This is a genomic window from Cyclobacterium sp. 10D3-21 (assembly GCF_055809755.1).
The window spans coordinates 5,937,637-5,961,572 of the sequence record NZ_CM147924.1 but is presented as its reverse complement, the minus strand read 5'-3'; the positions used below and the strand labels follow the sequence as shown (position 1 = coordinate 5,961,572).

Annotated in this window: 21 protein-coding genes; 13 read left to right on the top strand and 8 right to left on the bottom strand. The window is 38.6% G+C overall.

Translation table 11 applies throughout. From position 1 onward, the window contains the following. Position 1 precedes the first annotated feature (1 nt). Positions 2-1,657, bottom strand: a complete 1,656-nt coding sequence (locus AC0L7T_RS23030; RefSeq protein ID WP_473343397.1) for a helix-hairpin-helix domain-containing protein — start codon at positions 1,655-1,657, stop codon at positions 2-4. Positions 1,658-2,017: 360 nt separating this feature from the next. Here AC0L7T_RS23030 and AC0L7T_RS23025 point away from each other — a divergent pair, with 360 nt between their 5' ends. The 6 genes from AC0L7T_RS23025 to AC0L7T_RS23000 all read left to right on the top strand — a co-directional run bounded on the left by AC0L7T_RS23025 (position 2,018) and on the right by AC0L7T_RS23000 (position 10,017). Continuing rightward, positions 2,018-3,607, top strand: a complete 1,590-nt coding sequence (locus tag AC0L7T_RS23025; protein ID WP_473338711.1) for a transcriptional regulator — start codon at positions 2,018-2,020, stop codon at positions 3,605-3,607. A 50-nt stretch (positions 3,608-3,657) separates the two neighbouring features. After that, positions 3,658-4,206, top strand: coding sequence for a bifunctional pyr operon transcriptional regulator/uracil phosphoribosyltransferase PyrR (gene pyrR / locus AC0L7T_RS23020; protein ID WP_473338710.1), 549 nt, complete (start codon positions 3,658-3,660; stop codon positions 4,204-4,206). A 5-nt stretch (positions 4,207-4,211) separates the two neighbouring features. Continuing rightward, a complete protein-coding gene (locus AC0L7T_RS23015; protein WP_473338708.1) occupies positions 4,212-5,135 on the top strand; it encodes an aspartate carbamoyltransferase catalytic subunit in 924 nt (307 codons plus the stop codon). Positions 5,136-5,252: 117 nt separating this feature from the next. Next, on the top strand, positions 5,253-6,620 hold the full coding sequence (locus AC0L7T_RS23010) for a cystathionine beta-synthase (RefSeq protein ID WP_473338706.1): 1,368 nt from the start codon (positions 5,253-5,255) through the stop codon (positions 6,618-6,620). Between the two features lie 34 nt (positions 6,621-6,654). Beyond that, positions 6,655-7,290: a DUF2189 domain-containing protein gene (locus AC0L7T_RS23005; RefSeq protein ID WP_473338705.1), complete on the top strand. Its 636-nt coding sequence runs from the start codon at positions 6,655-6,657 to the stop codon at positions 7,288-7,290. A gap of 171 nt (positions 7,291-7,461) precedes the next feature. Further along, complete coding sequence (locus AC0L7T_RS23000) at positions 7,462-10,017, top strand: ATP-binding protein (RefSeq protein WP_473338703.1); 2,556 nt, start codon at positions 7,462-7,464, stop codon at positions 10,015-10,017. On the opposite strand, the gene AC0L7T_RS22995 is transcribed toward AC0L7T_RS23000, so the two are convergent. Both AC0L7T_RS22995 and AC0L7T_RS22990 read right to left on the bottom strand, forming a co-directional pair. Next, complete coding sequence (locus AC0L7T_RS22995; RefSeq protein WP_473338700.1) at positions 10,014-11,378, bottom strand: sigma-54-dependent transcriptional regulator; 1,365 nt, start codon at positions 11,376-11,378, stop codon at positions 10,014-10,016. The two genes, AC0L7T_RS23000 and AC0L7T_RS22995, sit on opposite strands and share 4 nt — an antisense overlap. A 97-nt stretch (positions 11,379-11,475) precedes the next feature. Next, positions 11,476-11,850, bottom strand: a complete 375-nt coding sequence (locus tag AC0L7T_RS22990) for a hypothetical protein (protein ID WP_473338699.1) — start codon at positions 11,848-11,850, stop codon at positions 11,476-11,478. A gap of 281 nt (positions 11,851-12,131) precedes the next feature. On the opposite strand from AC0L7T_RS22990, the gene murI reads away from it, so the two are divergent. The 3 genes from murI to AC0L7T_RS22975 all read left to right on the top strand — a co-directional run bounded on the left by murI (position 12,132) and on the right by AC0L7T_RS22975 (position 16,043). After that, positions 12,132-12,947, top strand: coding sequence for a glutamate racemase (murI, locus tag AC0L7T_RS22985; protein ID WP_473338697.1), 816 nt, complete (start codon positions 12,132-12,134; stop codon positions 12,945-12,947). Positions 12,948-13,091: 144 nt separating this feature from the next. Continuing rightward, positions 13,092-14,978, top strand: coding sequence for an amidophosphoribosyltransferase (locus AC0L7T_RS22980; protein ID WP_473338696.1), 1,887 nt, complete (start codon positions 13,092-13,094; stop codon positions 14,976-14,978). 12 nt (positions 14,979-14,990) lie between these two features. After that, a complete protein-coding gene (locus tag AC0L7T_RS22975; RefSeq protein ID WP_473338694.1) occupies positions 14,991-16,043 on the top strand; it encodes a M42 family metallopeptidase in 1,053 nt (350 codons plus the stop codon). 46 nt (positions 16,044-16,089) lie between these two features. Here AC0L7T_RS22975 and AC0L7T_RS22970 read toward each other — a convergent pair whose 3' ends face one another. Further along, positions 16,090-16,539 carry a hypothetical protein gene (locus AC0L7T_RS22970; RefSeq protein WP_473338693.1) on the bottom strand — a complete coding sequence of 150 codons (450 nt, stop codon included), beginning with the start codon at positions 16,537-16,539 and terminating at the stop codon, positions 16,090-16,092. Then, a complete protein-coding gene (locus AC0L7T_RS22965) occupies positions 16,532-17,131 on the bottom strand; it encodes an acyl carrier protein phosphodiesterase (protein ID WP_473338691.1) in 600 nt (199 codons plus the stop codon). Before AC0L7T_RS22965 ends, AC0L7T_RS22970 begins: the two co-directional genes overlap by 8 nt. Positions 17,132-17,255: 124 nt before the next feature. Between AC0L7T_RS22965 and AC0L7T_RS22960 the strand changes: the two genes are divergently transcribed. Next, the gene (locus AC0L7T_RS22960) at positions 17,256-19,133 is read left to right on the top strand and encodes an AAA domain-containing protein (protein ID WP_473338690.1); all 1,878 of its coding nucleotides are present in this window, start codon (positions 17,256-17,258) and stop codon (positions 19,131-19,133) included. A 10-nt stretch (positions 19,134-19,143) separates the two neighbouring features. On the opposite strand, the gene AC0L7T_RS22955 is transcribed toward AC0L7T_RS22960, so the two are convergent. Genes AC0L7T_RS22955 through AC0L7T_RS22945 form a run of 3 tightly spaced genes read right to left on the bottom strand, consistent with a single transcriptional unit; the run spans position 19,144 to position 20,285 of the window. After that, complete coding sequence (locus tag AC0L7T_RS22955) at positions 19,144-19,683, bottom strand: DUF4924 family protein (RefSeq protein WP_473338689.1); 540 nt, start codon at positions 19,681-19,683, stop codon at positions 19,144-19,146. 12 nt (positions 19,684-19,695) lie between these two features. Further along, positions 19,696-19,899, bottom strand: coding sequence for a hypothetical protein (locus tag AC0L7T_RS22950; RefSeq protein ID WP_473343396.1), 204 nt, complete (start codon positions 19,897-19,899; stop codon positions 19,696-19,698). A 23-nt stretch (positions 19,900-19,922) separates the two neighbouring features. Next, complete coding sequence (locus AC0L7T_RS22945; protein WP_473338688.1) at positions 19,923-20,285, bottom strand: hypothetical protein; 363 nt, start codon at positions 20,283-20,285, stop codon at positions 19,923-19,925. 148 nt (positions 20,286-20,433) lie between these two features. Here AC0L7T_RS22945 and lepA point away from each other — a divergent pair, with 148 nt between their 5' ends. The 3 genes from lepA (at position 20,434) to AC0L7T_RS22930 (ending at position 23,930) form a co-directional block, all read left to right on the top strand. Next, positions 20,434-22,227, top strand: coding sequence for a translation elongation factor 4 (lepA, locus tag AC0L7T_RS22940; protein WP_473338687.1), 1,794 nt, complete (start codon positions 20,434-20,436; stop codon positions 22,225-22,227). 117 nt (positions 22,228-22,344) lie between these two features. Continuing rightward, entirely contained in the window at positions 22,345-23,244 is a 900-nt protein-coding gene (locus AC0L7T_RS22935; protein WP_473338685.1) for a bifunctional 5,10-methylenetetrahydrofolate dehydrogenase/5,10-methenyltetrahydrofolate cyclohydrolase, read from the top strand. Positions 23,245-23,300: 56 nt separating this feature from the next. Continuing rightward, positions 23,301-23,930 (top strand): 7-carboxy-7-deazaguanine synthase QueE, encoded by a 630-nt coding sequence (locus tag AC0L7T_RS22930; RefSeq protein WP_473338684.1) that lies wholly within the window; start codon positions 23,301-23,303, stop codon positions 23,928-23,930. The last annotated feature ends 6 nt before the right edge of the window (positions 23,931-23,936 follow it).

Genomic DNA, 23,936 nt, shown 5'->3' with positions numbered 1-23,936 from the left:
CTCATTGTTTTTTTCTTTTTCGGTTTTCAAAATAGGTAGCTAATTCTTCCCTGCTTTTGGTATTAAGCGTCATTGCTTTTGTCAGTCCGCCTTTACGTCCAGCAATGACACCAAATTTCATGTGAGCGATGCCTACCTTTTCGTGGGCATCAGGGTTTATAGATAGCAGGACGCCTTTGTCCATTGCGTATCTTACCCATCTCCAATCCAGGTCCAGTCTTCGAGGATTGGCATTGATCTCTATGACTACATCATTAATGGCACAAGCATCAATTACTGCCCGGTGATCTATTGGATAACCCTCTCTACGTAACAACAATCGTCCAGTTGGATGTCCAAGAATGGTTGTGTAAGGATTTTCTATGGCCTTGAGCAATCGGGTGGTCGCTTTATTAATATCCATGCTCAAACCAGAGTGAACGGAGGCAACGATATAATCAAAAGTTGCCAGCACCTCGTCCGAATAATCCAGACTACCATCAGTAAGGATATCACTTTCTATACCTTTGAAGACACGAAATGGCTTCAGTGATTCGTTGATGCTGTCTATTTCCTTGTGCTGTTGGTGAATACGGTCTTCATCAAGACCATTTGCGTAAAATGCTGAGCGACTGTGATCCGCTATGCCGAAATAATCATAACCTTCCGACTGACAAAATTCTGACATCTCTTTCAAGGTGTTCTTGCCATCACTATAAGTGGAGTGGTTGTGTAAAGGTCCCTTGAGATCTTCTAAAGTTAATAATTCATCTAAGGAATGCGTTTTTACCCATTCCACTTCCCCTGTTCCCTCCCTTAGAGGTGCTGGAATAAATGGTAATCCGGCGGCCTCATAGGCCTCTTCTTCAGTATTGAAAGTTCCTTTGTAAAACAATTCCCCAATAGTCTGTCCACTTTCAGTTGGGGACAAAAGATGGGCTTTTGAAGCCGATTTGAGTAATTTTTGTTTGATGAAATCTTTTTTTGGTACGATCGTTATTATTACCCGGATTTCTGCTGCTTCTGAACTCCCCTCCCATCGGTAAGGACTGAGGACGCTAGTGTCCTGGATCAGCCCATCAACTTTGTTTATTTCAGCAATGGTTTGACCAGAATTATCTGAGCCTACTAAAAAAGTCAGTGATTCAATAATCTCAGCTTCCATCTCAAAATCCCCCACCATTGCGACCTTGTCTTCTTTGAGGCTCTTTCTTAGGCGTTCAAATATTTCTTTCGTTGGTGTCTCAATTTCAGCATAGAGCCACTTTCCTTGATTTGATGCTTTGTATTCCAAGGCTAGAATGATACTGTCCTGGGTCTTTTGCCCAAAACCTTTGATTTTTGCAACCTGGCCTGATTGACAAGCCTCCATCAATTCGTGAACAGAGGTAATGTTCAGTTCTTTCCAAAGGGTTTTTATCTTTTTGGGACCAAGTCCTTTTATTTCAAGGATTTCTAAGATTCCTTTAGGGGTTTCATTAAGAAGTTTATCTAAAAGCTCATGGCTGCCAGTCTCATTAATGGCCAGAATAGCCTCAGCTATACTTTTTCCAACTGACGGAATCTTTTGTAATTCGTCCAGTTTTAGATTCGCAAGTGGCTTGCCTTCTCTTTCTATACTAATGATGGCAGATTGATATCCCCTGATTTTAAATGCATTTTCTTCATGCAATTCCATTAATTGCAAGGTTAATTTGAGGGTCTTGACAATTTGTTTGTTATCCAAGGTGTTTTGAGATCTGTTGAGTACAAGACAAATGTCCATAATATTTGTTTTAAAATAAAATCATATGTCTTATCTTATGGAGTAAATTAATTGATCATATTGTAAAATTGGCACTACCAAAATACCATTAGGGCCATTACATCCTTTTTCTAAAGGTAATTAAAGGGTTAAATACTGTCTGTTGAGACAAGCGATCTTGTGAGGACAGGTTTATCTTCTACCCAATGTAAAATAGGGAGGAACACATTGAAGTGAAACATTTAATCGTTTGGTAAAGTTGGTACAGAAACAATAGCACAAAACCCTCAAGGAATGTTAAAACAAACCCTATTATTTCCAATTGCTTACCTGATGATGATGGGAATGGCCGTTGGCCAAGTTCAATTTACCCAAAGGTTCGAGGTTGAATCTCATTGGTCAGATGAGGACTTTTATGTATTGCCAAGCGAGGGTGGGCTTGTAGGCTTTAGAATGAAAGCAGAAACGCCATACGGGAAGAAAAACAGTTTTCAATACTTTACAGCTGATTTTCAATTGAAAGCTGAAATGCCCATTGAGAAAAAACTCGAAGATTTATATGAGTTAGTGGGGTTTGACCTGGACAGGGACTTATTGTATGTGTTATTCAATAAAGGATCCCAGTTTGATGATGAAAAAGCAATTTTTGAAATAAACCTTCAGGATAGAAGCTTGGTAGAACTTGAGCTCTCCAGTATTTTGGAAATGGAGCTTCAGGATTTCCTGGTCTTTAACAAGAAGGCCGTTTTTATGGGCAAATATGACTATCGTCCAGTAATTCAAATATTCGATATTGAAACCAAGGAGGTCATTACTGTTCCGGGGCTTTTTGAAAAGGATGCCAGAATATTGCAGATGAGAAAGGACCCCGAGCTGAATGTTTTTGATGTGGTGATGAGCAGGAGGGATACCTACAAAAATAAAATTGTTTCTATTTTGACCTATGACACCAATGGAAACAAACTTAGGGAAGTGAAAATTGAGGATTTAGGAAACCCATCTATGGAGATTGTTGAAGGTCTTTTAACCTCTTCTACCAATTACAAACAAGCATTAATAGGCCCATATGGTCTAAAGAAAAAAGAAGCGTACCAAGGTATGTATTTTACTAAAATCAATGAGTTTGGGGAGTATACCAATAGGTTTTATAATATTTCCGATTTTGAAAACTTTTACAATTATTTACCAGAGAAAGTACGCGAAAACAGATGGAAAAGAATAAAGAAAAGGCTTGATAAGGGCAAAAATACACCAATTAGAAATGTGTTAGTTACCAGGGAGATCCAAGCGTTAAATGGGTATTACCTTGTATACAATGATCATTTTATATCTTCATCTTCAAAGTATGTGCCTAGGGATGGGATGTATGCAAGCAATTTTTATCGATTGAACCCAATGATGGGTGGATATGGCGGGACATATAATCCATTGTGGATTGATCCCCGTTTTCGAAGCTCTCAGACTATGGAGCATTACAAGTTTCTTGCAGCGCAATTTATTCTATTGGATGAGGATGGCAATATTCTGTGGGATAACTCGGTGAGCTTGGACAATACCAATAAAATTGAACCCATGAAATTTGGCGAATTGATTTTTAATGGGAACAACCTATTTTACATGTTCCTAGATGAAGAAGAACTGATGCTTAGTCAAATAAATGGGGGTAATTTAGTAATGGAAAACGAGCCTTATCAAATTGAACTGGTAAATGAAAATGAAAGGATTGCCGAAACGATGGAAAGAAGCCTTCAACTCATTTGGTGGTACGATAATTATTACCTGCTAAGTGGCAAACAAAGGATAAGGTATCAAGGAGAGGATGGGAAAGAAAAAAGCAGGGAAGTGAATTTTTTTACTAAAATAAAAGTGGATGATTTTATATAGAGCCATTACCCCCCAATAAATAATTTATATATTTGCCTCAAATTTTAATCATGCAAAAAAGACTTGTTCTTGACCAAACCCAGATATCACTAACCATCAGCAGGTTTTGTCATCAATTGATAGAAAACCATGATGATTTTGACAATACAGTCCTTTTAGGTCTTCAACCTAGAGGAGCATTGGTGCTGGATAAAATCATTCAGCGCATGAAGGAAATCCAGAATATCTCTTTAAAATATGGCTATCTGGATGCTACCTTTCATCGAGATGACTTCAGAAGAAGAGACCTTCCCTTAAGGGCAAATGAAACGAAAATTGATTTTTTAATTGAAAACAAAAAGGTTGTTTTGGTAGATGATGTCCTGTACAAAGGTAGATCCGTCAGAGCAGCGATGGATGCAATGATTGCCTTTGGGAGACCCCAAAAGGTAGAATTAATGGTTCTGATCGACCGGAAATTTACAAGGGATTTCCCTATCCAGCCAGATTATTGCGGTAGGCAGGTAAATACCCTGGAAAGCCAATATGTAAGCGTAGAATGGCGATCCCGAGGATTTGAAGAAGATGCCATTTGGATCACTGAAAAAGAAAGTAATTAATACCAATGGAGCAGCTTAGTACCAGACATTTATTGGGAATTAAAGACCTGAGCCCATCAGATATTCAATTGATTTTTGATACAGCAGATAATTTCAAAGATATCTTGAATAGGCCAATCAAAAAGGTCCCTTCCCTAAGAGACATAACGATAGCCAATGTTTTTTTCGAAAACTCAACCAGGACCAAATTGTCCTTTGAGTTGGCAGAAAAAAGACTTTCGGCAGATGTTGTGAATTTTGCATCGGCCAGTAGCTCAGTTAAAAAAGGGGAAACCCTGATTGATACTGTAAACAATATTTTGGCCATGAAGGTTGACATGGTCGTTATGAGGCATTCCAGTCCTGGAGCGCCTCATTTTTTGTCCAAGCATATCAAGGCAAATATTGTCAATGCAGGGGATGGCACCCACGAACATCCGACCCAGGCTTTACTGGATGCGTTTTCGATTCGGGAAAAGCTTGGTGATGTGGCAGGTAAAAAAGTGGCGATTATCGGTGATATTCTACATTCCAGAGTCGCCTTATCAAATATATTCTGCCTGCAAAAATTGGGAGCCGAGGTAATGGTTTGCGGTCCAATTACTCTCTTGCCCAAATACATTGCGGATTTAGGTGTAAAAGTTGAGCATGATGTGTTTAAAGCCTTGCAATGGTGTGATGTCGCCAATGTCTTAAGGATTCAATTGGAACGTCAGCAGATAAAGTATTTCCCTTCCCTAAGAGAGTATTCCCTGTACTATGGGATCAATAAGCAGCTTTTAAATCGATTGGACAAAGAGATAGTAGTCATGCATCCAGGGCCTATCAATAGAGGTGTAGAACTAAATTCGGATGTGGCAGATTCTGAGCATGCCATCATCTTACAACAAGTCGAAAATGGTGTAGCGATTAGAATGGCGGTACTATATTTGTTAGCGGGTGTGAGATAAACACCATATACGCTATCTTTTTAGTGTTTGGAGTTACCGTTTTGAATAATTAGTTGGGGTTTAATTTGTCCAAAGCACAATTGTCTTTATATATTAAATTGCATTAAATATAATTCCATGATATACAATTCAATTATTGAAACCATAGGAAACACCCCTTTAGTCAGGTTGAATAAGCTAAACAAGGGTATAGAAGGAGAAGTATTGGTGAAAGTTGAATACTTCAATCCAGGCAACTCCATGAAGGACAGAATGGCTGTGAAAATGATTGAGGATGCAGAAAAAGACGGCCTTTTGAAACCTGGGGGGACCATCATTGAAGGTACAAGTGGCAACACAGGAATGGGACTCGCCCTGGCGGCGATCACCAAAGGATACAAGTGCATCTTTACCATGGCCGACAAACAGTCCAAGGAAAAGATTGACATTTTAAGAGCAGTAGGAGCCGAAGTGATTGTTTGCCCTACGAATGTATCCCCTGATGATCCTAGGTCTTATTATGCTATTGCGAAAAAATTAAACGAAGACATACCCAATTCATTTTACCCAAATCAATACGATAACCTCTCCAACTGGAAAGCACATTATGAAACTACAGGTCCTGAGATTTGGAGGGATACTGAAGGGACAGTGACTCATTTCGCTGCAGGAGTAGGTACAGGTGGTTCCATGTCCGGCACTGCCAAATTTTTAAAAGAGCAATCTGAGAAAGTGGTATCTGTAGGAATAGATACCTATGGATCCGTTTTTAAGAAATACAAAGAAACAGGAGAATTCGATGAAAATGAGGTGTATCCTTACCTTACAGAAGGTATAGGGGAGGATATTTTACCTAAGAATGTGAATTTTTCAGTAATAGATCATTTTATAAAAGTCACTGATAAAGATGCAGCTGTGATGACCCGTCGACTTGCCAGAGAAGAGGGGTTGTTTGTGGGTTGGTCTTGTGGGTCGGCTGTCCATGGAGCGCTAGAATATGCCAAAGAAAACCTTAAGAAAGGCGATGTAATGGTGATTTTACTTCCTGATCATGGTACTCGGTACCTGGGTAAAGTTTACAATGATGACTGGATGAGAAATCATGGGTTTCTTGAGGACAAAGCCTTTGGTACCGCTAGAGATATTGTGAATTTAAGAAATGATGCCTACCAATTGGTCGTTGTTAATAAAACTGACAAGATCAAGGATGCAATTGCCCTTATGAACGATAAAAGTGTTTCTCAGATCCCTGTAATGGAAGATGGGCAAGTGATAGGTAGTATTACGGACAATAAGCTTTTGCTAAAAATAATTGAAAACCCAGAATTAAAAGATGCAACGGTAGACCAGGTAATGGAGGATTCTATGCATTTCGTTGCGCTTGACAGTACATTGGATGTATTGTCTTCTATGGTTGAAAGAGAAAAGGCAGTTTTGGTAAGGGATGAATTGCACCGTGTGCATATCATTACCAAACATGATATTTTGGCGGCAATTACCAAGTAATTATAGTAAAAGTAAATAGTATAGAAGAATTAATATGGACAAAAAACATTTGGATCAGATCGTTGAAGGAAGTTTCGATTTTGACATCAAAGAGGCATTGACGAAAGGTTGGGAAACCTATAACAAAGTCACTATTTATTCAATTTCCTTTACCCTATTGATCCTTTCGCTCCAATTTTTATTCATGTTCTATGCGGAGGATTATGTTTTTGTATTCTCATTTTTCTTGGCGGGACCACTTTTCGCTGGTTTCTATTTGGTGGCCAATAAAATCAGTCTTGAGGAAAAAGTGATTTACCCTGATTTCTTTAAGGGGTTCAAATATTATCTTCCAGTGATTTCAGTTTGGATAGTAGGGCAGCTAATAACAGTATTGGGCATATTTGCTTTGATTCTTCCAGGTATCTATCTGATGGTGGGTTATATGTTTGGTGTTTTGATTAGTTTGTTTTCCGGCTTGGATTTCTGGCAATCCTTAGAGTACAGTAGGAAAATTGTTCACAAAAAATGGAGTAAGTTTTTCGTCTTTGGTTTGGTATTGGCTGTATTGAACCTGGTCGGAGCACTTCTTATGGGAGTTGGATTGGTAATTACCATACCGGTTACTTACTATTCTATTTACCATGTTTTTGAGGGGCTAAACCAAGGCTTACCTATCGAAGAGGAGTAAAATATTCTCCCTTGGTTAAATATACTTTTTGGTCTTTATGTGGGTAATTAGTAAAATTTTTCAAAAAGCCCTTCATTTTCAAAGGTTTAAAGGCTTAATTTGTAATTGGAGATAAATTATTCATTACAAATAGTTTAATGCTATGAAATCTTTTAAAAACAGGCCCTAATTATGAGATTCAATGCAAGAATAATGGTGATTCTCGGGTTTTTCCTTGGTATTTGCCTCATTGTTGGAGTAGGTGCTGTCACTTACTTTAGTGTTAAAAAGTTACTGGAATCTGTAGAATCGCTATCCGAACCCAATGAAAAATTAAGAAACCTTAATCAGCTATTAGCAGATATATATCAGCTGGATAAATCCAGGAGTGTATTTGTAGAAGAGGATACTACCCATAATCTGGATTATTACAATCAAATTCAAAATGAGATAAAAAAGTTAGAGGCGATAGTCTCTGATTCCTCAGAATTAAAAAAGGTAAAAAGGATCAGCTATAGTGTTAATGAGTTGATGGTTGTCTACAAGGGGCTGGAAGATGTAAAGAAAAACCTTTATAATCGCAATTTCAGCAATGAAGCCCTATACAATATAGAAAGGAAAATTAAACGAAAAGAGGAATTAAGTAGGTTACAGAATTTAGGAAAAATACGAATAGGCATTGACCCCTCTGCTCGAAAAGACCAAGGGAATTTGGCTGATAAAACCTCTAAAGCAAGAAGCAAAGACGTGGTCGCCTCAGGTACCTTGGCGGGAGATGGGAAAGAAGACATGGATAAAATAAGAGGGACTTTGAGAACCAATCTTAATAGAGTAAATCCTATAGATTTAGATGTCCCGTCCGATTCTGACTCTATAATTTACACTGTTAGACAAATGGTTCTGGATATCAATAATGAGGAGCAGTACCTAAGATCCAGGTTAGGGGAACTTGAACAGGAGCTAAATGATAAAAATAGAGCCCTGATAATGAATATTCAGGACATCGTTACCTCACTGCAAAATGAATCACTCCTGAGATCAAAAGCGGAAAATGATTCTGCGTACACATTGACCTATAAACTTTCAATACTGCTTGGTGTTTTAATAGCTGTTGGAGTCGTCGGATCTTCTGGTTTTATTTTTAGTATTGTAAAGGAGATCAAGAAATCAGAAGCGTATCAGGACAAACTTGCTGAGGCCAAAAGGCGTTCTGATAACCTTGCAAAAACCAAACAGGATTTTCTGGCAAGTATGAGCCATGAAATCAGAAACCCTCTTCATGTAATTCAGGGTTATAATGATGCCCTTCAAAAGACAAGTTTGGCAGGAGACCAAGCTGAATACGTGAGAATGATCCAATTTGCTTCGGGTACTTTATTAGGGATCGTTAATGATATCCTGGATTTTTCTAAGTTGGAAGCTGGAAAAATAAGGCTAGAAAAATCAATAATTGATCCGGAGTCATTTTTTAAAGACATCCATTCTTTCTTCAAGCAAAAGGCAACAGATAGTGGCCTTTCGTTGGTGTTTTCTGTGGTGCTTCCCAAAAACAAATATTTACTCGGCGATGACCTGAGAATTAATCAGATAATGAATAATTTGGTGTCAAATGCAGTAAAGTTCACAAGTCAAGGGAAAGTCTCTGTGAAAGTTTCAGTAGATGAAAAAAGCAACCTGGTGTTGGAGGTGGAGGACACGGGCATGGGGATGGATGAAAAGCTTCAAACTAACCTTTTTAAAGAGTTTAACCAGGGGGACGGCACTATTTCCAGAAAATATGGAGGCACAGGCTTAGGTTTGGCTATAGTGAAAAAGCTGGTTGATCTTCAAGATGGACAGATAAGCATTGCGAGTAAGCTAGGGGAGGGTACTTGCGTTAAGGTTTCTATTCCAACTACTTTACTGGATAAAAAGGAAGAAAGTGCTGAGCCAATAGTGGTAGCAGATAAAGTGGACGGCTTAAAAGTGCTACTTGTGGATGATGATGAAATGGGCTTAAAGTTCGCCACTCTTCTGCTCAATGGCCTGGGAGCCGAAGTGGTGTCCTACATAGGGGGAGTGGAATTCATGAATGAATTTGTAGAGGAGGACTTTGACCTAATCCTTCTGGATATTCAAATGCCAGAAGTAGATGGTTATCAAGTGTTTAATGAAGTGAGGAAACGACAAATATACGAGAAGGTACCTGTGCTGGCAATGACGGCAAATGTTTTCGCCAAGGATAGGGAAAGTATGATGAAAGAAGGGTTCGATGGCTTGCTATTGAAACCTTTCAATGAAACTGACCTCATTAAAAAAGTCATGGAATTTGTAAATCCGTCTCAGGACGGGATTATTATTGCAGAACCTACTAAATTGAGTCCCTATATTGAGATGGAGATAGGCGATGATTGTGCTGATGGAGCGGATTATAGTTTAGAGGACATAAGGAGATTTTGCATGGGAGATGAAGCCTTGTTAAAAGAAGTGATTGAAGGGTTTTATTCTCAAACAGGGTTAGATTTGATCATGATTAATAAAGCCTGTGATGAGAAAGATTACAAAAAAATACAAGCCATAGCTCATCAGCTTTCAAGTCGCCTTGGCCAGTTGAGGTTTAAATATAAAAATCTCGCAATAGCAATTGAAAATGACTTGAAGAGGGATAATACCGATGATATTCAAGAAAAAGTATGGGGGTTGACAGAAAAAATCAATACCCTTTTAGAGGATTTAGCTACACAATTTGGTTACGCTATGGCAGATTAATCTAAGCCATATTTTTCAAGTTTATTGTAGAGGGTTTTCCGATCCATATTTAAAACTTTTGCGGTTTTGGACTTATTAAAGCGCATCTCTTCGAGGGTTTTAACGATTAGAGATTTTTCATGATCTTCAAAGGAACTTTTAAGGTCTTTGGCGGAATTGATGTCGACGGGCTGAAATGGTTCAAAATCCAAAAGCTCGGATGGAATGACTTTAGTTTGAATAATGCCTTCTCCTGTAAGTAAAACCGCCCTTCTAATAATATTCCTAAGTTCACGGAGATTCCCTGGCCAGTGGTATTCTCTAAATATTTGCTCTACCTCTGGGCTAAACCCTGTCACGTTCCTTTCAAGGTTTATATTGCTTTTTTGCATGAAAAGATTTGAGAAGAACATTAGGTCCTCCAGTCTTTCTCTCAAAGGCTGGGCCCTTAAACTGAATTCGTTTAATCTATGGAAAAGGTCTTCTCTGAATAGCCCTTGCTTGGCCAATTCTTGCAAATCTTCATTCGTAGCAGCTATGATTCTTACATCTACAGAAATGTCCTTACTGGCACCTATTTTTCTGATTTTTCGCTCTTGTATTGCCCTGAGAAGTTTGATCTGGATCTCATAACTGAGGTTTCCTATTTCATCCAGAAAAATGGTTCCGCCATTTGCATTTTCAAAATGACCAGTTTTATGATCAATGGCTCCTGTAAAAGCACCTTTGACATGTCCAAACAATTCACTTCCAGCCAATTCCTTTGACAATGCACCACAATCAACGGCCACGAAAGGACCATTAAATCTTTTTGATTTTTGGTGTATTCTTTTAGAAATGTATTCTTTTCCGGTTCCGCTTTCTCCTAAGACTATTATGCTTAAGTCAGTAGGGGCGACGAGCCCTATATGTTCCTCAATTTGTAGTGCTTCTTTACTTTTACCGATTTGATAATCCAATTCGGAAGGCTTAGTCTCTGATGGGGTAGATTTGGCTATCTTTTGGGTTGGCTTTTGCTTTTTTTCATTTTTTAAAGCCTGCTGAACAGTTAGTAAAAGTTCGTCCGGGTGGATTGGCTTGGTAATGTATTCAAAAGCCCCCATTTTCATTGATTTTACAGCCGTTCTAATGTCTGAATAGTTTGTAATCAAAATTACAGGTAATTCGGGGTGGTTATTTAGGACATGATCCAATACCTCCATACCCGTGCCATCCGGTAACCTGTAATCTGTGATGATTAAATCAATTGGAAACTTTTCATAAAAGCTGAGCCCCTCGGCCACTTTTGCACTACTGATTACCTCATATCCATTTTTCTCCAAAAACTTACTAATGATTTTAGAGTAGGTTAGGTCATCCTCAATTAAAAGAATTTTCGCCATATAAAATTAATACCCATTAAAGTTTAAATATAAAGTAAAAGCACCGATTTCACAATCAGTGCTTTCAAGTAAACGTTGGCTTAGCTGTTAATTTCTTTCACAGTTGGGACACAATGATTCCATTTTTATCATACATGACTATTATATTAAAATAATCCGTATCCTTAAAACAAACGTCATAGTAGTCGCCATTATTTTGGGATATTTTTTTTACTGTCCGTATTTCAAGATTTTTTATAAGGCTATCTGTTTGAATAACTTGCCTAATACTAGGAGGCAAATCAGAAATAGAGATATTGACTGTGTCCGAAGTACCTGCTTTAAAATTGTATACGGTAGATTCAAACAGAGAGTTGTCTTTATTTTCCCCAAACAGCATTTGACTTTCCCTCTGAGACTTAATCAGTGGAATAGTCAAAATTAGAATAAATAGTGTGCCAATCCCCAGCCACAGAATAATTTCACGTCTCATGATTAAAAGATTATTGGTAATGAAAAGCATTAATTGTGCCAACCCTCAATAAGGGTGATAATCCAAAATTGGCTTGATAAAATTTGGGTAAATTGTGCCCATATTGATGACCTGTACAACTCTTGGAACATAAAAAAACTTTACTAACTTTGTTATACTCGGTTTGTGCAATGAAATCATTATTGCGTATTTTGAGTAATTATTCAATTGTTTTAACCTTCGCTTGCATTTCCCCGGATGCGTGAATCCGGGGAATTTATTTTCCTAAATTTCTAGTAAATATGGCCATCGATGCACAATCACCCATCGGGATTTTTGACAGTGGGATAGGGGGATTAACTGTAGCCAAAGAAGTGAAAAAATTGCTCCCCAATGAGCAGATTATTTACTTTGGTGATACTGCTCATTTGCCCTATGGGGATAAAAGTACCGCTGCTATACAGGCCTATTCCGTGAAAATTGCAGACGTTTTATTGAAGGAGAATTGTAAACTTATTCTTATTGCCTGCAACTCGGCTTCCGCTGCAGCATTTGACCTTGTAAAAGCCTATGTGGCTTCCAAGGCACTTGTTGTAAATGTAATCGATCCAGTGGTGGATTTTATGGGTAAAAGCCATAAAGGGGAAACAGTGGGGTTAATTGGTACCAAGCAAACCGTGACCTCTGGTGTTTATTTGCAGAAAGTCAATAAATTGGGCGTAGGCATACATATGAAATCCTTGGCCACCCCTTTGCTGGCGCCTATGATTGAAGAGGGCTTTCATTTGCAAAACATAAGCAAGGATATTATTGCCTCCTATTTAAGCCAGTCCGAACTAGAAGATATTCAGACTTTGGTGTTGGGCTGTACCCATTATCCATTGATAAAAAATCAAATAATGGAGTTTTTTAATGGAAAAGTAGAACTTATAGATGCTTCAGAAACAGTGGCAAAGTCAGTCGCCGAGATCTTAGGCATGCAGCAGCTTTTGGCTGAAAGTTTTTCAGGACAGAAAGATAAATTTTTAGTGTCGGACTACACGGCTTCTTTTGAAGAAACAACCAAGCTTTTCTTTGGCAAACAGATTAAACTTCAAAAATATCCCTTGTGGGAATAGGCCTTTATCAGAATTTACACCATTTCATGGAGGTCCATAAAGTTTTTTAGTTATTTTAAATCCACGTCAAGTTTGGTAGATTACGGGAACTAATTCTTAAAAAAAGGCGTAACTTTGGTTCATATTATACTCCTTTAGAACGCTATGAGTGATCAGATCAAACACGAATGTGGGATTGCCATGATTCGGCTTAGAAAACCTTTACAATATTATATTGATAAGTACAATACGCCGTTTTATGCCGCCAACAGGTTATATGTATTGATGCAAAAACAGCTCAACCGTGGGCAGGATGGTGCGGGTTTGGCAAATATTAAAATCAATACACCTCCTGGAACAAGATATGTGAGCAGGTATAGGTCTGTCGAATCTGAAGCTGTTACCAAGATTTTTCAAAAAATCAATAAAAAGTACAAAAAAGCAAAAAAGTTAGGTTCCGCAGCGGATTTGATGAATGCTGAATGGATAAAGGAGAACACCGCTTTTTCAGGTGAGGTTTGGCTGGGACACCTTAGGTATGGTACTCATGGACAAAATAGCATTGAAACTTGCCATCCATTTTTGAAACAAAACAATTGGAGAAGTAGGAATTTAGTCATGGCTGGTAATTTCAACATGACCAATGTTGAAGAGTTATTTGATATTCTAGTTAATTTAGGCCAACATCCTAAGGAGAAAACAGATACAGTAACGGTAATGGAAAAAATCGGTCATTTTCTGGATGAAGAAAACCAACGGATTTTTGATAAATATAAAGATAAATTTTCTAACGAAGAAGTCACTGAGGTAATCGAGCAGGAGCTTGACGTTGCCAGGATTTTGAGGCGAAGTTGTCGGGATTTTGACGGGGGATATGCCATGGCAGGACTTATTGGTAATGGGGCAGGATTTGTTGTTAGAGATCCTATAGGTATTCGACCGGCTTACTATTATGCGGATGATGAGATAGTAGTAGTGGCTTCAGAAAAGCCTCCTATCAAAACAGCTTTTAATATAGACTACAAACAAATCAAAGAGATCCAACCTGGTAATGCTTTGATTTTTAATAAGGATGGTTCTTACGGAGAATTTGAAATTATTCCTCCAAAAGAGAAAAAATCCTGCAGTTTTGAAAGAATTTACTTTTCCAGGGGTACGGACCCTGATATCTACAAGGAACGAAAAAATCTCGGAAGGGCACTTGTACCTCAGATATTAAAAGCCATTGATTTTGACCTCAAAAATACTGTTTTTTCCTATATTCCAAATACGGCGGAAACTGCTTATTATGGAATGATAGAGGGACTTGAGGATTACCTTAGTGAAAAAAGGAAAGAAATTCTTATAGAGGGAAAACCTCATCTTGACGATTTAGAGGAGTTGCTTAACTTTAGGCCTCGGGTAGAGAAATTGGTAACCAAAGACGTCAAATTAAGGACTTTTATCACCAATGATTCTGACAGGGATGTGATGGTGTCTAATGTATATGACACAACCTATGAAGTGATTCGCTCTGGAGTAGATACAATAGTGCTCATTGATGATAGCATTGTCAGAGGCACCACTATAGAAAAGAGCGTGCTAACCACTTTAGATAAACTTAAACCTAAGCGTATAATTATTGTTTCTTCTGCTCCTCAGATTAGATTTCCTGATTGCTATGGAATAGACATGTCAATGATGAAGGATTTTATAGCTTTCAGAGCAGCTGTTGCGCTTATAAATGACAGAGGGGGGATGGATGACCTATTGCAAAGGGTATATAAGAAGTGTGTAGCGGAGCCAAATGGGCAAGAGAACTTTGTTAAAGAGATTTACGAGCCTTTTACTGATCAGGAAGTTTCTGACAAAATAGCTGAAATCATTACTTCTGAACACATAGAGGCTGAAGTGCATGTAATTTATCAGACTGTACAAAATTTACATTTATCCTGCCCTGCACATACTGGCGATTGGTATTTTACAGGAAACTTCCCGACTGATGGAGGGATTCGTGTGGTGAAAAAGGCTTTTGTTAATTATATGGAAGGAAAAGAAGTAAGAGCTTATTAACCAGGGATACTAATGATTGATGTTGCTTTATTAAAAGAAATTTGTGAATTGCCTGGGGCCCCGGGTTTTGAGAAGAAAATAAGGGATTTCATTGTAGAAAAAACCAGCGGATTGGTGGATGAAATCTCTATAGATAATATTGGGAATGTTATTGCCATAAAAAAAGGCGTTAGGAATCCTGATAACAAACGGGTAATGGTTGCCGCTCATATGGATGAGATTGGCTTCATTGTTACCCATATTGATGAAAATGGATTTATAAGATTCCATACATTAGGAGGATTTGATCCCAAGACACTGACTGCCCAGCGTGTCATCATTCATGGAAAGAAAAAGGACTTAATGGGGGTAATGGGAACCAAACCCATACACGTAATGAGCACCGAGGAAAAAACAAAGCTTCCAAAAATATCAGATTATTTCATTGATCTGGGAATGGATAAAGAAGAGGTAGAGCAGTGGATTCAGGTAGGTGACCCAATTACAAGAGAAAGAGATTTGGTGGAAATGGGAAATTGTGTCAATTGTAAATCTATTGACAACAGAATTTCCGTCTTTATACTTTTGGAAACATTGAAAGCATTAAAAGCTCCGGCTTATGATGTGTATGCGACCTTTACAGTTCAGGAAGAAGTGGGAATACGCGGAGCCCAAGTTTCGGCACATACTATTGATCCTGATTTTGGAATAGCTTTGGATACTACGATTGCTTTTGATCTTCCTGGAGCAGCTGCCCATGAAAAAATAACAGAACTCGGAAAAGGTACTGCCATAAAAATTATGGATTCCTCTGCTATTTGTGACTACCGAATGGTCGCTTTTATGAAGGAAACAGCTACTAAAAACGATATTTTATTCCAAACAGAAATACTGACTGCTGGAGGAACTGATACCGCTGGTGTACAGCGAATGGGCAGGAAAGGAGCCATTGCGGGTGCTATTTCTATCCCTACAAGGCATTTACATCAGGTAATTGAGATGGCCAACAAGAGTGATGTGTTGGCTAGCATTCAACTGCTCAAAGCCAGTTTGGAAGAAATTGATAGTTTTGATTGGTCGCATTAGGGACCATTACCTCCTGAATCTTCAATAGCTATTGTAAATTCAGGATTTAATTTTTTACTTTCTTTTTCCCAGCCTTCTTTGCCAGATAACGTTTTAGCTCATCATAGCCCAGATGCTCGTGGTTGCTTATTGCAAAAGAATATTTATCGGCGAACACTAAAATTAGCTGCTTAAAGACTTTTTTGTTGGCCATTACCTCTTCCTCTTGCCAAGCCAAAAGATCTTCAAGCTTGTATTTTCTTCGTTGGCCTTTTAATGGCAACCAAATTTCTATTTTTTCATTTCCTGCAGCTAAAAACTTGTAACCCGCCATCATCTTTACCAGGATAAGCAATAATACCACGGTAATGATACTACAGCCAATTAGGTAAAAAAGAAACGGAAATTCACGGGTGTGGTTAAAATCGTACAGAAGATAACTTAACCCTACAAATAATAGCAGGACGACGATTCCTAACGATAGGAAGGTGCTTTTTTTAGGTTTACAACTAACCATCTCTTTTTTGTAATTGCTTCAGTTTATTCTTTGAAAAATGAATCAAATCAATGAAAAAACGTTCAAAATAGGACTCGAATAGGGCATGATTTTCTTGAAGGAATTGCGGTGCTAATTCCATTTTAGAATCAAAAGATGTGCGGTAAGACATTCCTGTAAACGATCGTTGAATTCCCGGCAGCGTGCCATAAGCCATGAGCCAATTTTCCTCTCTCATATATTTAAAGGTCCTAAGGAATTTATTTGGAAGGATTTCCCTTTCAGATTCCAACAAGTCGTAGACTGATTTTGTGAAATCAGCAATCGTAAGTGGGCTGTAATTTCGCCAGTTTTTAGAAAGAAAGTAGTCAAAATACATGTCCGTAATTACAGAGGAATACCTTGCGAATTTCGGTTTTAAAATTATTTGCGCTTCTTTAACCAAGGGATGTTTATCAGTGTAGCTGTCAATCTCCCTATGTAACATTATTCCTGTGACAATATCTCTTTCAAATTGATCTTCTAAATTGCCCCTAACAAAATCACCGATGAAATTACCGACTAATACTTTGGGATGGTCAAAAGATAAATAAGCGTGTGCTAGGAAATTCATGCGATTAAAGAATGGCTGATTGATTATTATTAGGAATGATTTCCTTAACCTTGGGTAATCAAACAAGAAATTACAAATGGTAAATATAACTGAAGAATTATTATATACTATAAAACTTTTACAAATGGAATGGATTGAAGATCTCGCTCAATTCAGAAATTTAACTTTTAGGAAATCAATAAAAGACAAAGTTCAGGCAGGAGTTTGTTGGTATCCGGTACAATTGAATAAGATAAAGTGGACATTCTCAGATCAGTTGGTTGTCGAAATATCTGTAAAAGAAACACTATCAAATCATGGGTTTCATTCGGGTAAATCCATTAGCCTGTTTTCAAATGCTCAGGAGAATGACATTCAATCCACTTATTTGAATGGGGTAGTGAATAATGTGAAAGGAAATGTGATGACCCTTAGCCTGAATACAGAAAGCCTACCAGATTGGGTAGGTGAAGGAAGAATAGGTGTCAATTTGATGTTTGATGACACCTCTTACAAAGTGATGACAAATACCATGAATACCTTGGTAGCATCAGAGAATGACAGAAATGCTTATTTAAAAGAAGTGCTTTTAGGACATAGAAGCCCAGGTTTTGAAGCCCAGGAAAGCTTACCAAGCACTCTCTTGAATGAAGGGCAAAACAAAGCTTTGGCCTTAATAAATAATGCCAAAGATTTGGCCATAGTCCATGGACCTCCAGGTACAGGAAAGACCACCACACTTATTCAGGCGATTGTTTCCGCTACTGAAAAGTTTGATCAAGTGATGGTTTGTGCACCAAGCAATGCAGCGGTGGATTTGTTGGTTGAAAGAATGGTTGAAGCAGAAGTGGATGTGCTCAGATTGGGGCATCCTGCAAGAGTGGATGAAAATATAATTCAGCGAACATTAGATGCGAGAGTATTGTCCCATCCTTCTTATAAGGAATATAAAAAATTAAAGAAAGCTGCTGATGAATACCGAAGAAAAGCCAATAAATTTAAACGGAGTTTTGGGCATGCAGAAAGGGAAAGTCGCAAAATGCATTTTTATGAAGCAGGCCGTTGCCAGGCGGAAGCCAGGCAATTGTACGATTACATGACCCAATCAATTTTGGCTTCGTGTCAGGTGGTTGCTTGTACACTAGTGGGGGCTGCATCCTCATTGCTGAAAGGGAAGCTTTTTGAGGTGGTGTTCTTAGATGAAGCAGCGCAAGGATTGGAGCCAGCAACCTGGATACCTATTTTGAAAGCCAATAAGGTGGTTTTGGCAGGAGATCATTTCCAACTTCCTCCTACCATTAAGTCAAGAGAAGCTGCCAAAGGTCTTCAAAAGACCCTTTTTGAAAAGGCCATTTCCAATCAACCTGAAGCCGCTCAATTGTTATCCTTACAATATAGGATGGCAGCTGCAATTATGGGTTTTTCCAATGCGGCCTTCTATGACAACCAGTTAAAAGCGGCTCCGAATACCAAAACACATTATTTAAATGAAGATGAACCGTCGCTGGCCTTTATAGACACTGCAGGAAGCGGATTTATGGAATTTAAGGACAGGGAAACGCTAAGTGTAAGCAATAAGGAAGAGGCAAAAATGGCACTAACGCTGCTAAAAGAACTTTTGAAAAGGGTAGGTATTAAAGACAGTGACAATAAGCCCTGGAATGTCGGCCTAATAGCTCCATATAGCGCCCAGGTTCGTTTATTAAAGGAAATGATAGCAACAGAATCAGAATGGTTGTTTTTCAAACAAATGGAGAAAGACCTGACCATAAGTACCGTAGATGGGTTTCAAGGGCAGGAGAGGGACATCATGCTCATTAGCCTCACCAGATCTAATCCACAAGGAGAAATTGGGTTTTTGGCAGACACCCGAAGAATGAACGTAGCACTAACCAGAGCAAAAAGGAAATTAATTGTACTGGGAGATAGCGCAACCATCGGGAACAATGATTTCTACCAATCCTTTCTGGATTTTGTGCAAGAGGAAGGGGCATACCACAGCGTATATGAATTTATGGAGTAAAGAGTATCTTTTACTCTTTCGCTTCAAGGTAGTTGTTCATATAGGCGTGGTTGATACAGGCCAAGGCGTCTCCAAAACTTGTGGCGGCATCCATTATTTCAATAGGTATTTTCTTTCCATTTAATTTGCTGAGCAATATTCCATATAGCGTATTTATAAATACTTGGATTTCATGCTCAGGAAAATTCTCCTTAGTATCGGAAATCATTTGGAGTAAATGGGCTTGGGTTTTTCGATTAATAGAGATGTATTCTGGTTCTTCTTTAAGAAGTTGCCAATGGATTTTAGCCAATTCATCTACCAATTCTTGCGTTTTTTGCAAATGTCCCTTTTCCTGGATGCCTTCTTCAAGCATTTGACTTGCCATATCCGATAGCCAAGTCTTGGTTTCCTCCTTGTCCTTAGTTCCAATGTTTTTATGTCCCAATACATAAGAATTGATTTCCCCCATATCAAATTGGTAAGCTCTAAGTAGGTCTTCCATTCTGTACAAGTACAATACGTACTCTATTATATTCTCTTTTTTCTTCTTTTCGGCAATTGATTTCATGTACTTGTCGTTTTATTCTTGTTGTAAAGATTGCAACTCTGATTGGAGAAAACTATCCCATCTGGCTTGCATCTCAGGTTGGTATGGCTTAGTAGATTGGGCATCATATTGTGAATCTAGCCGTTTCCAATCTTTAAAATTCTCTCGGATGATATTATTTAACTGTGTTTTATGTGCTTTTTTATCAAATTGAAAATTGTTTACTGCTTTAAGTATTCGGTATCCTATGATTTGAGCGATTAGAAAATGTCCATTTTCATGATGAAGGACTCTTTTTTTGTTTGCTCACTCCTGGTATTGAAAAAATCATTTTTAACCTGACTAAGCTCCTTTTGAAGATTAATTTTGACGTTTATAGTAAGCTTTGCATACGCTTTTTTCTGCGTAATTTTCAGAATGTCTATTTCGCAAGTACTTTGAGTGATGGCATTTATAGTTGATCTATCGCCGATTAAATCTACCCTTTTGAAATCATCCCATTTGAGGGGTCGGTTTGGATGAATCAATACCTTCCCCTCAATTTTCGTGGGGGTATTGATTTCCGGGCCGATTTCAGAAAATAACATCTGACAACCAAAAAACAGGAGAAGATAAAGTCTCATTTGAAGCATTATTTTTCAAAAATTAAAGAATTTAAGCATTATCCAATCACCAAGTGAACGGCCTTTGCAAGGCCACTATTGGTAAACTTCTAATTTATATGGCCAAAACATATTAAAACACTAACTATTTACTACTTTTGCACTTAGTATGAACATGCAAAAAATAAGAAATTTCTGTATAATTGCCCATATTGACCATGGCAAAAGTACACTAGCAGACCGACTTTTACAATTCACAAACACTGTGACGGAGCGGGAAATGCAGAACCAGCTATTGGATAGTATGGATTTAGAACGGGAGAGGGGGATTACGATTAAATCTCATGCCATCCAAATGAAGTTTCCTTACAAAGGAGAGGAGTATACATTGAACCTTATTGATACTCCTGGTCATGTGGATTTCTCCTATGAGGTGTCCCGTTCAATTGCTGCTTGCGAAGGTGCCCTATTGATAGTTGATGCTTCTCAGGGAATAGAGGCGCAAACCATCTCAAACCTTTACCTTGCTATTGGTCATGATTTGGAAATTATTCCGGTTTTGAATAAAATAGACCTGCCAGGTGCACAACCAGAAGTTGTGGCCGATGAGGTGATGGAAATGATCGGTTGTTCCAGAGAGGACATCATATTGGCATCAGGAAAAGAAGGCATTGGAATAGAAGATATTCTTAATGCAGTGGTAGAAAAAGTCCCGGCTCCTAAGGGAGATGAGGAAGCGCCTTTACAAGCCATGATCTTTGATTCTGTTTATAATCCATTCAGAGGAGTGGAGGTTTTGTTCCGAATATTTAATGGTACCATCAATAAAGGAGACAAGATCAAATTTGTCAATACAGGAAAAGAATATGAGGCTGACGAAATTGGTGTTTTGGGTTTTCAACAAAAACCTCAAAAACAATTACAAGCCGGAAATGTAGGCTACCTGATTTCAGGTATAAAAATAGCCAAGGAAGTAAAAGTAGGGGATACCATTACACATGTTAAAAGACCATGCAGTGATACTATCCAAGGTTTTGAGAATGTTAAACCGATGGTTTTTGCTGGTATTTATCCTGTAGAAACCACCGATTTTGAGGAGCTTAGGGCCTCTATGGAGAAGTTACAACTCAATGACGCTTCTTTGGTCTGGGAACCCGAAACATCTGCAGCTCTTGGTTTTGGATTTAGATGTGGTTTCCTGGGAATGCTTCACATGGAGATCATTCAGGAGCGTTTGGAAAGAGAATTTGACATGACGGTGATCACCACCGTTCCCTCAGTACAGTTTAGGGCATTGATGAATGATGACAACTATAAGTTGGTGAATGCGCCTTCAGATATGCCTGATCCTAATCTTTTCAAACACATAGAAGAGCCCTATGTAAAAGCAGCCATTATCACAGCTGCTGATTATGTGGGGCCAGTAATCCAACTTTGCATGGATAAAAGAGGGCAGATAAAGAATCAGGTTTATTTGACCTCGGACAGAGTGGAATTAACCTTTGATATGCCTTTGGTAGAGATTGTTTTTGACTTTTTTGATAAACTCAAAACCATTTCTCGAGGATATGCATCTCTGGATTATGAATTGATTGACTTCAAGCAATCCCATATGGTGCGTCTTGATGTCATGCTTAATGGTGAGCCCGTAGATGCGTTATCTGCAATTGTCCACAGAGACAAAGCCTATGAATGGGGCAAGAGACTTTGTGAGAAGCTAAAAGAATTAGTACCTAGACAAATGTTTGAAATTGCCATACAAGCAGCCATCGGAACTAAGGTTATCGCCAGAGAAACGGTCAAAGCATTGAGGAAAAATGTACTGGCAAAATGTTATGGTGGTGATATTTCCAGAAAAAGAAAACTTCTGGACAAACAGAAAAAAGGTAAAAAACGGATGCGACAAGTGGGGAATGTGGAAGTACCTCAGGAAGCATTTATGGCAGTGCTTAAGCTGGATTAAGCTCCGTTATTTAGGGATTGTGAATGGCTGTTTTCAGCTTACATGACAATAAAATTGAGAAAAGGGGCAACCCTTAGCTATTAAATATTTTAGGCGATTTTGGATAAAAAAACACCTATGCAACAAAGAGAAGAGTTAGTTAAAATCGATGGTAAAAAAACCGCTGCGGTTATCAAGGATGAAATAGCGGCAGAAGTTGTTTTACTTAAAAACAGTAATAAAAAAGCACCTCACCTGGCAGCTATACTTGTTGGGAATGATGGGCCAAGTCAAACGTATGTTGGCGCAAAGGTAAAAGCCTGCGAGCAGGTAGGGTTTGGCTCTACCTTGGTTCGTCTTGACGAGACAGTGTCAGAGGCAGATTTACTTAAAGAAGTAGAGAAAATAAATGACAATCCGGACATTGATGGATTGATCGTACAATTGCCGCTTCCTGGGCATATATCTGTGGAGAAAGTTACGGCTAAGATAAAACCTGAAAAGGATGTGGATGGCTTTACCCCAGCGAATGTTGGGCGGATGACCTTAGGTTGGCCAGCTTATATTGCCGCAACACCTTACGGAATTGTAGAGTTGTTGAAAAGATATGAGATTGAGACTTCTGGCAAGCACTGTGTAGTAATTGGAAGAAGCCATATTGTAGGATCTCCTATGAGTATTTTGATGGCCAGGAATGCTTATCCTGGAAACTGTACAGTTACCATCACGCACAGTAGAACCAAAAATTTAAAGGAAATTGCCCAAAGTGCAGACATTCTGATTGTGGCCATCGGAAGAGAAGGGTTCGTGACCGGAGATATGGTGAAAGAAGGTGCTGTTGTGATTGATGTAGGTATTCACCGAATTCCGGATGCTACCAAGAAGAGTGGCTTCCGTTTGGTTGGTGATGTAAACTTCGAAGAAGCATCAACCAAGGCTTCTGCTATTACACCTGTACCTGGGGGTGTTGGCCCGATGACCATTGCCTCATTATTGTACAACACCCTTTTGGCTGCCAAAGGGGAAGTTTACAAATAGAGGTGAATTAAACTATTTTAAATGAAGCGGTTCAATTACCCGCTAAACCAAAAATTATGGAAGGTAATAAAAATGCGCTTCTCAGTGGTGAATCACTGCCACTGATGGAAGCTTTCTATACAATTCAGGGTGAAGGGATGTTTTCCGGACAGCCTGCCTATTTTATTCGTTTAGGTGGATGTGATGTCGGCTGTGTATGGTGCGATGTGAAAGATTCTTGGGATGCTGAGAGATGGCCAATTGTACCGATAAAGGAAATTGTAGCTGAGGCAGAATCCTATCCTGCCCGTTTGGTGGTGATTACTGGAGGAGAACCTTTGATGTACAATTTGGGGCCATTAACTGGCATGCTGAAAGAAAAAGGTTTTCAAATTAACATGGAAACTTCAGGAGCCCACCCATTTAGTGGGAAGATTGACTGGACCTGCTTGTCACCCAAAAAGTTTAAGCAGCCCTTGCCTCAAGTCTACGCACATGCAGATGAATTAAAGGTAGTTGTATTTAATAAAAGTGATTTTGATTTTGCGCTAAAACATGCCCAGTTGGTGAATAAGAATTGTCATTTACTCCTACAGCCAGAATGGTCAAAAGCGGAAATTATGACACCTTTAATTATTGATTTTGTGAAGGAAAATCCTGTCTGGAGGGTTTCACTTCAGACACATAAATACATGGAAATACCTTAAAGAAGC

What these genes read in the sequence shown, in the direction of transcription:
- AC0L7T_RS23010 (WP_473338706.1), top strand. Translation starts at nt 5,253, where the DNA reads ATGATATACAATTCAATTATTGAAACCATAGGAAACACCCCTTTAGTC.
- AC0L7T_RS22995 (WP_473338700.1), bottom strand. Translation starts at nt 11,378, where the DNA reads ATGGCGAAAATTCTTTTAATTGAGGATGACCTAACCTACTCTAAAATC.
- AC0L7T_RS22935 (WP_473338685.1), top strand. Translation starts at nt 22,345, where the DNA reads ATGCAACAAAGAGAAGAGTTAGTTAAAATCGATGGTAAAAAAACCGCT.
- AC0L7T_RS22930 (WP_473338684.1), top strand. Translation starts at nt 23,301, where the DNA reads ATGGAAGGTAATAAAAATGCGCTTCTCAGTGGTGAATCACTGCCACTG.
- AC0L7T_RS22975 (WP_473338694.1), top strand. Translation starts at nt 14,991, where the DNA reads ATGATTGATGTTGCTTTATTAAAAGAAATTTGTGAATTGCCTGGGGCC.
- AC0L7T_RS22980 (WP_473338696.1), top strand. Translation starts at nt 13,092, where the DNA reads ATGAGTGATCAGATCAAACACGAATGTGGGATTGCCATGATTCGGCTT.
- AC0L7T_RS22960 (WP_473338690.1), top strand. Translation starts at nt 17,256, where the DNA reads ATGGAATGGATTGAAGATCTCGCTCAATTCAGAAATTTAACTTTTAGG.
- AC0L7T_RS22990 (WP_473338699.1), bottom strand. Translation starts at nt 11,850, where the DNA reads ATGAGACGTGAAATTATTCTGTGGCTGGGGATTGGCACACTATTTATT.
- AC0L7T_RS22970 (WP_473338693.1), bottom strand. Translation starts at nt 16,539, where the DNA reads ATGGTTAGTTGTAAACCTAAAAAAAGCACCTTCCTATCGTTAGGAATC.
- AC0L7T_RS22955 (WP_473338689.1), bottom strand. Translation starts at nt 19,683, where the DNA reads ATGAAATCAATTGCCGAAAAGAAGAAAAAAGAGAATATAATAGAGTAC.
- AC0L7T_RS23025 (WP_473338711.1), top strand. Translation starts at nt 2,018, where the DNA reads ATGTTAAAACAAACCCTATTATTTCCAATTGCTTACCTGATGATGATG.
- AC0L7T_RS22945 (WP_473338688.1), bottom strand. Translation starts at nt 20,285, where the DNA reads ATGAGACTTTATCTTCTCCTGTTTTTTGGTTGTCAGATGTTATTTTCT.
- AC0L7T_RS22965 (WP_473338691.1), bottom strand. Translation starts at nt 17,131, where the DNA reads ATGAATTTCCTAGCACACGCTTATTTATCTTTTGACCATCCCAAAGTA.
- AC0L7T_RS23015 (WP_473338708.1), top strand. Translation starts at nt 4,212, where the DNA reads ATGGAGCAGCTTAGTACCAGACATTTATTGGGAATTAAAGACCTGAGC.
- AC0L7T_RS23000 (WP_473338703.1), top strand. Translation starts at nt 7,462, where the DNA reads ATGAGATTCAATGCAAGAATAATGGTGATTCTCGGGTTTTTCCTTGGT.
- lepA (WP_473338687.1), top strand. Translation starts at nt 20,434, where the DNA reads ATGAACATGCAAAAAATAAGAAATTTCTGTATAATTGCCCATATTGAC.
- pyrR (WP_473338710.1), top strand. Translation starts at nt 3,658, where the DNA reads ATGCAAAAAAGACTTGTTCTTGACCAAACCCAGATATCACTAACCATC.
- AC0L7T_RS23005 (WP_473338705.1), top strand. Translation starts at nt 6,655, where the DNA reads ATGGACAAAAAACATTTGGATCAGATCGTTGAAGGAAGTTTCGATTTT.
- AC0L7T_RS23030 (WP_473343397.1), bottom strand. Translation starts at nt 1,657, where the DNA reads ATGGAATTGCATGAAGAAAATGCATTTAAAATCAGGGGATATCAATCT.
- murI (WP_473338697.1), top strand. Translation starts at nt 12,132, where the DNA reads ATGGCCATCGATGCACAATCACCCATCGGGATTTTTGACAGTGGGATA.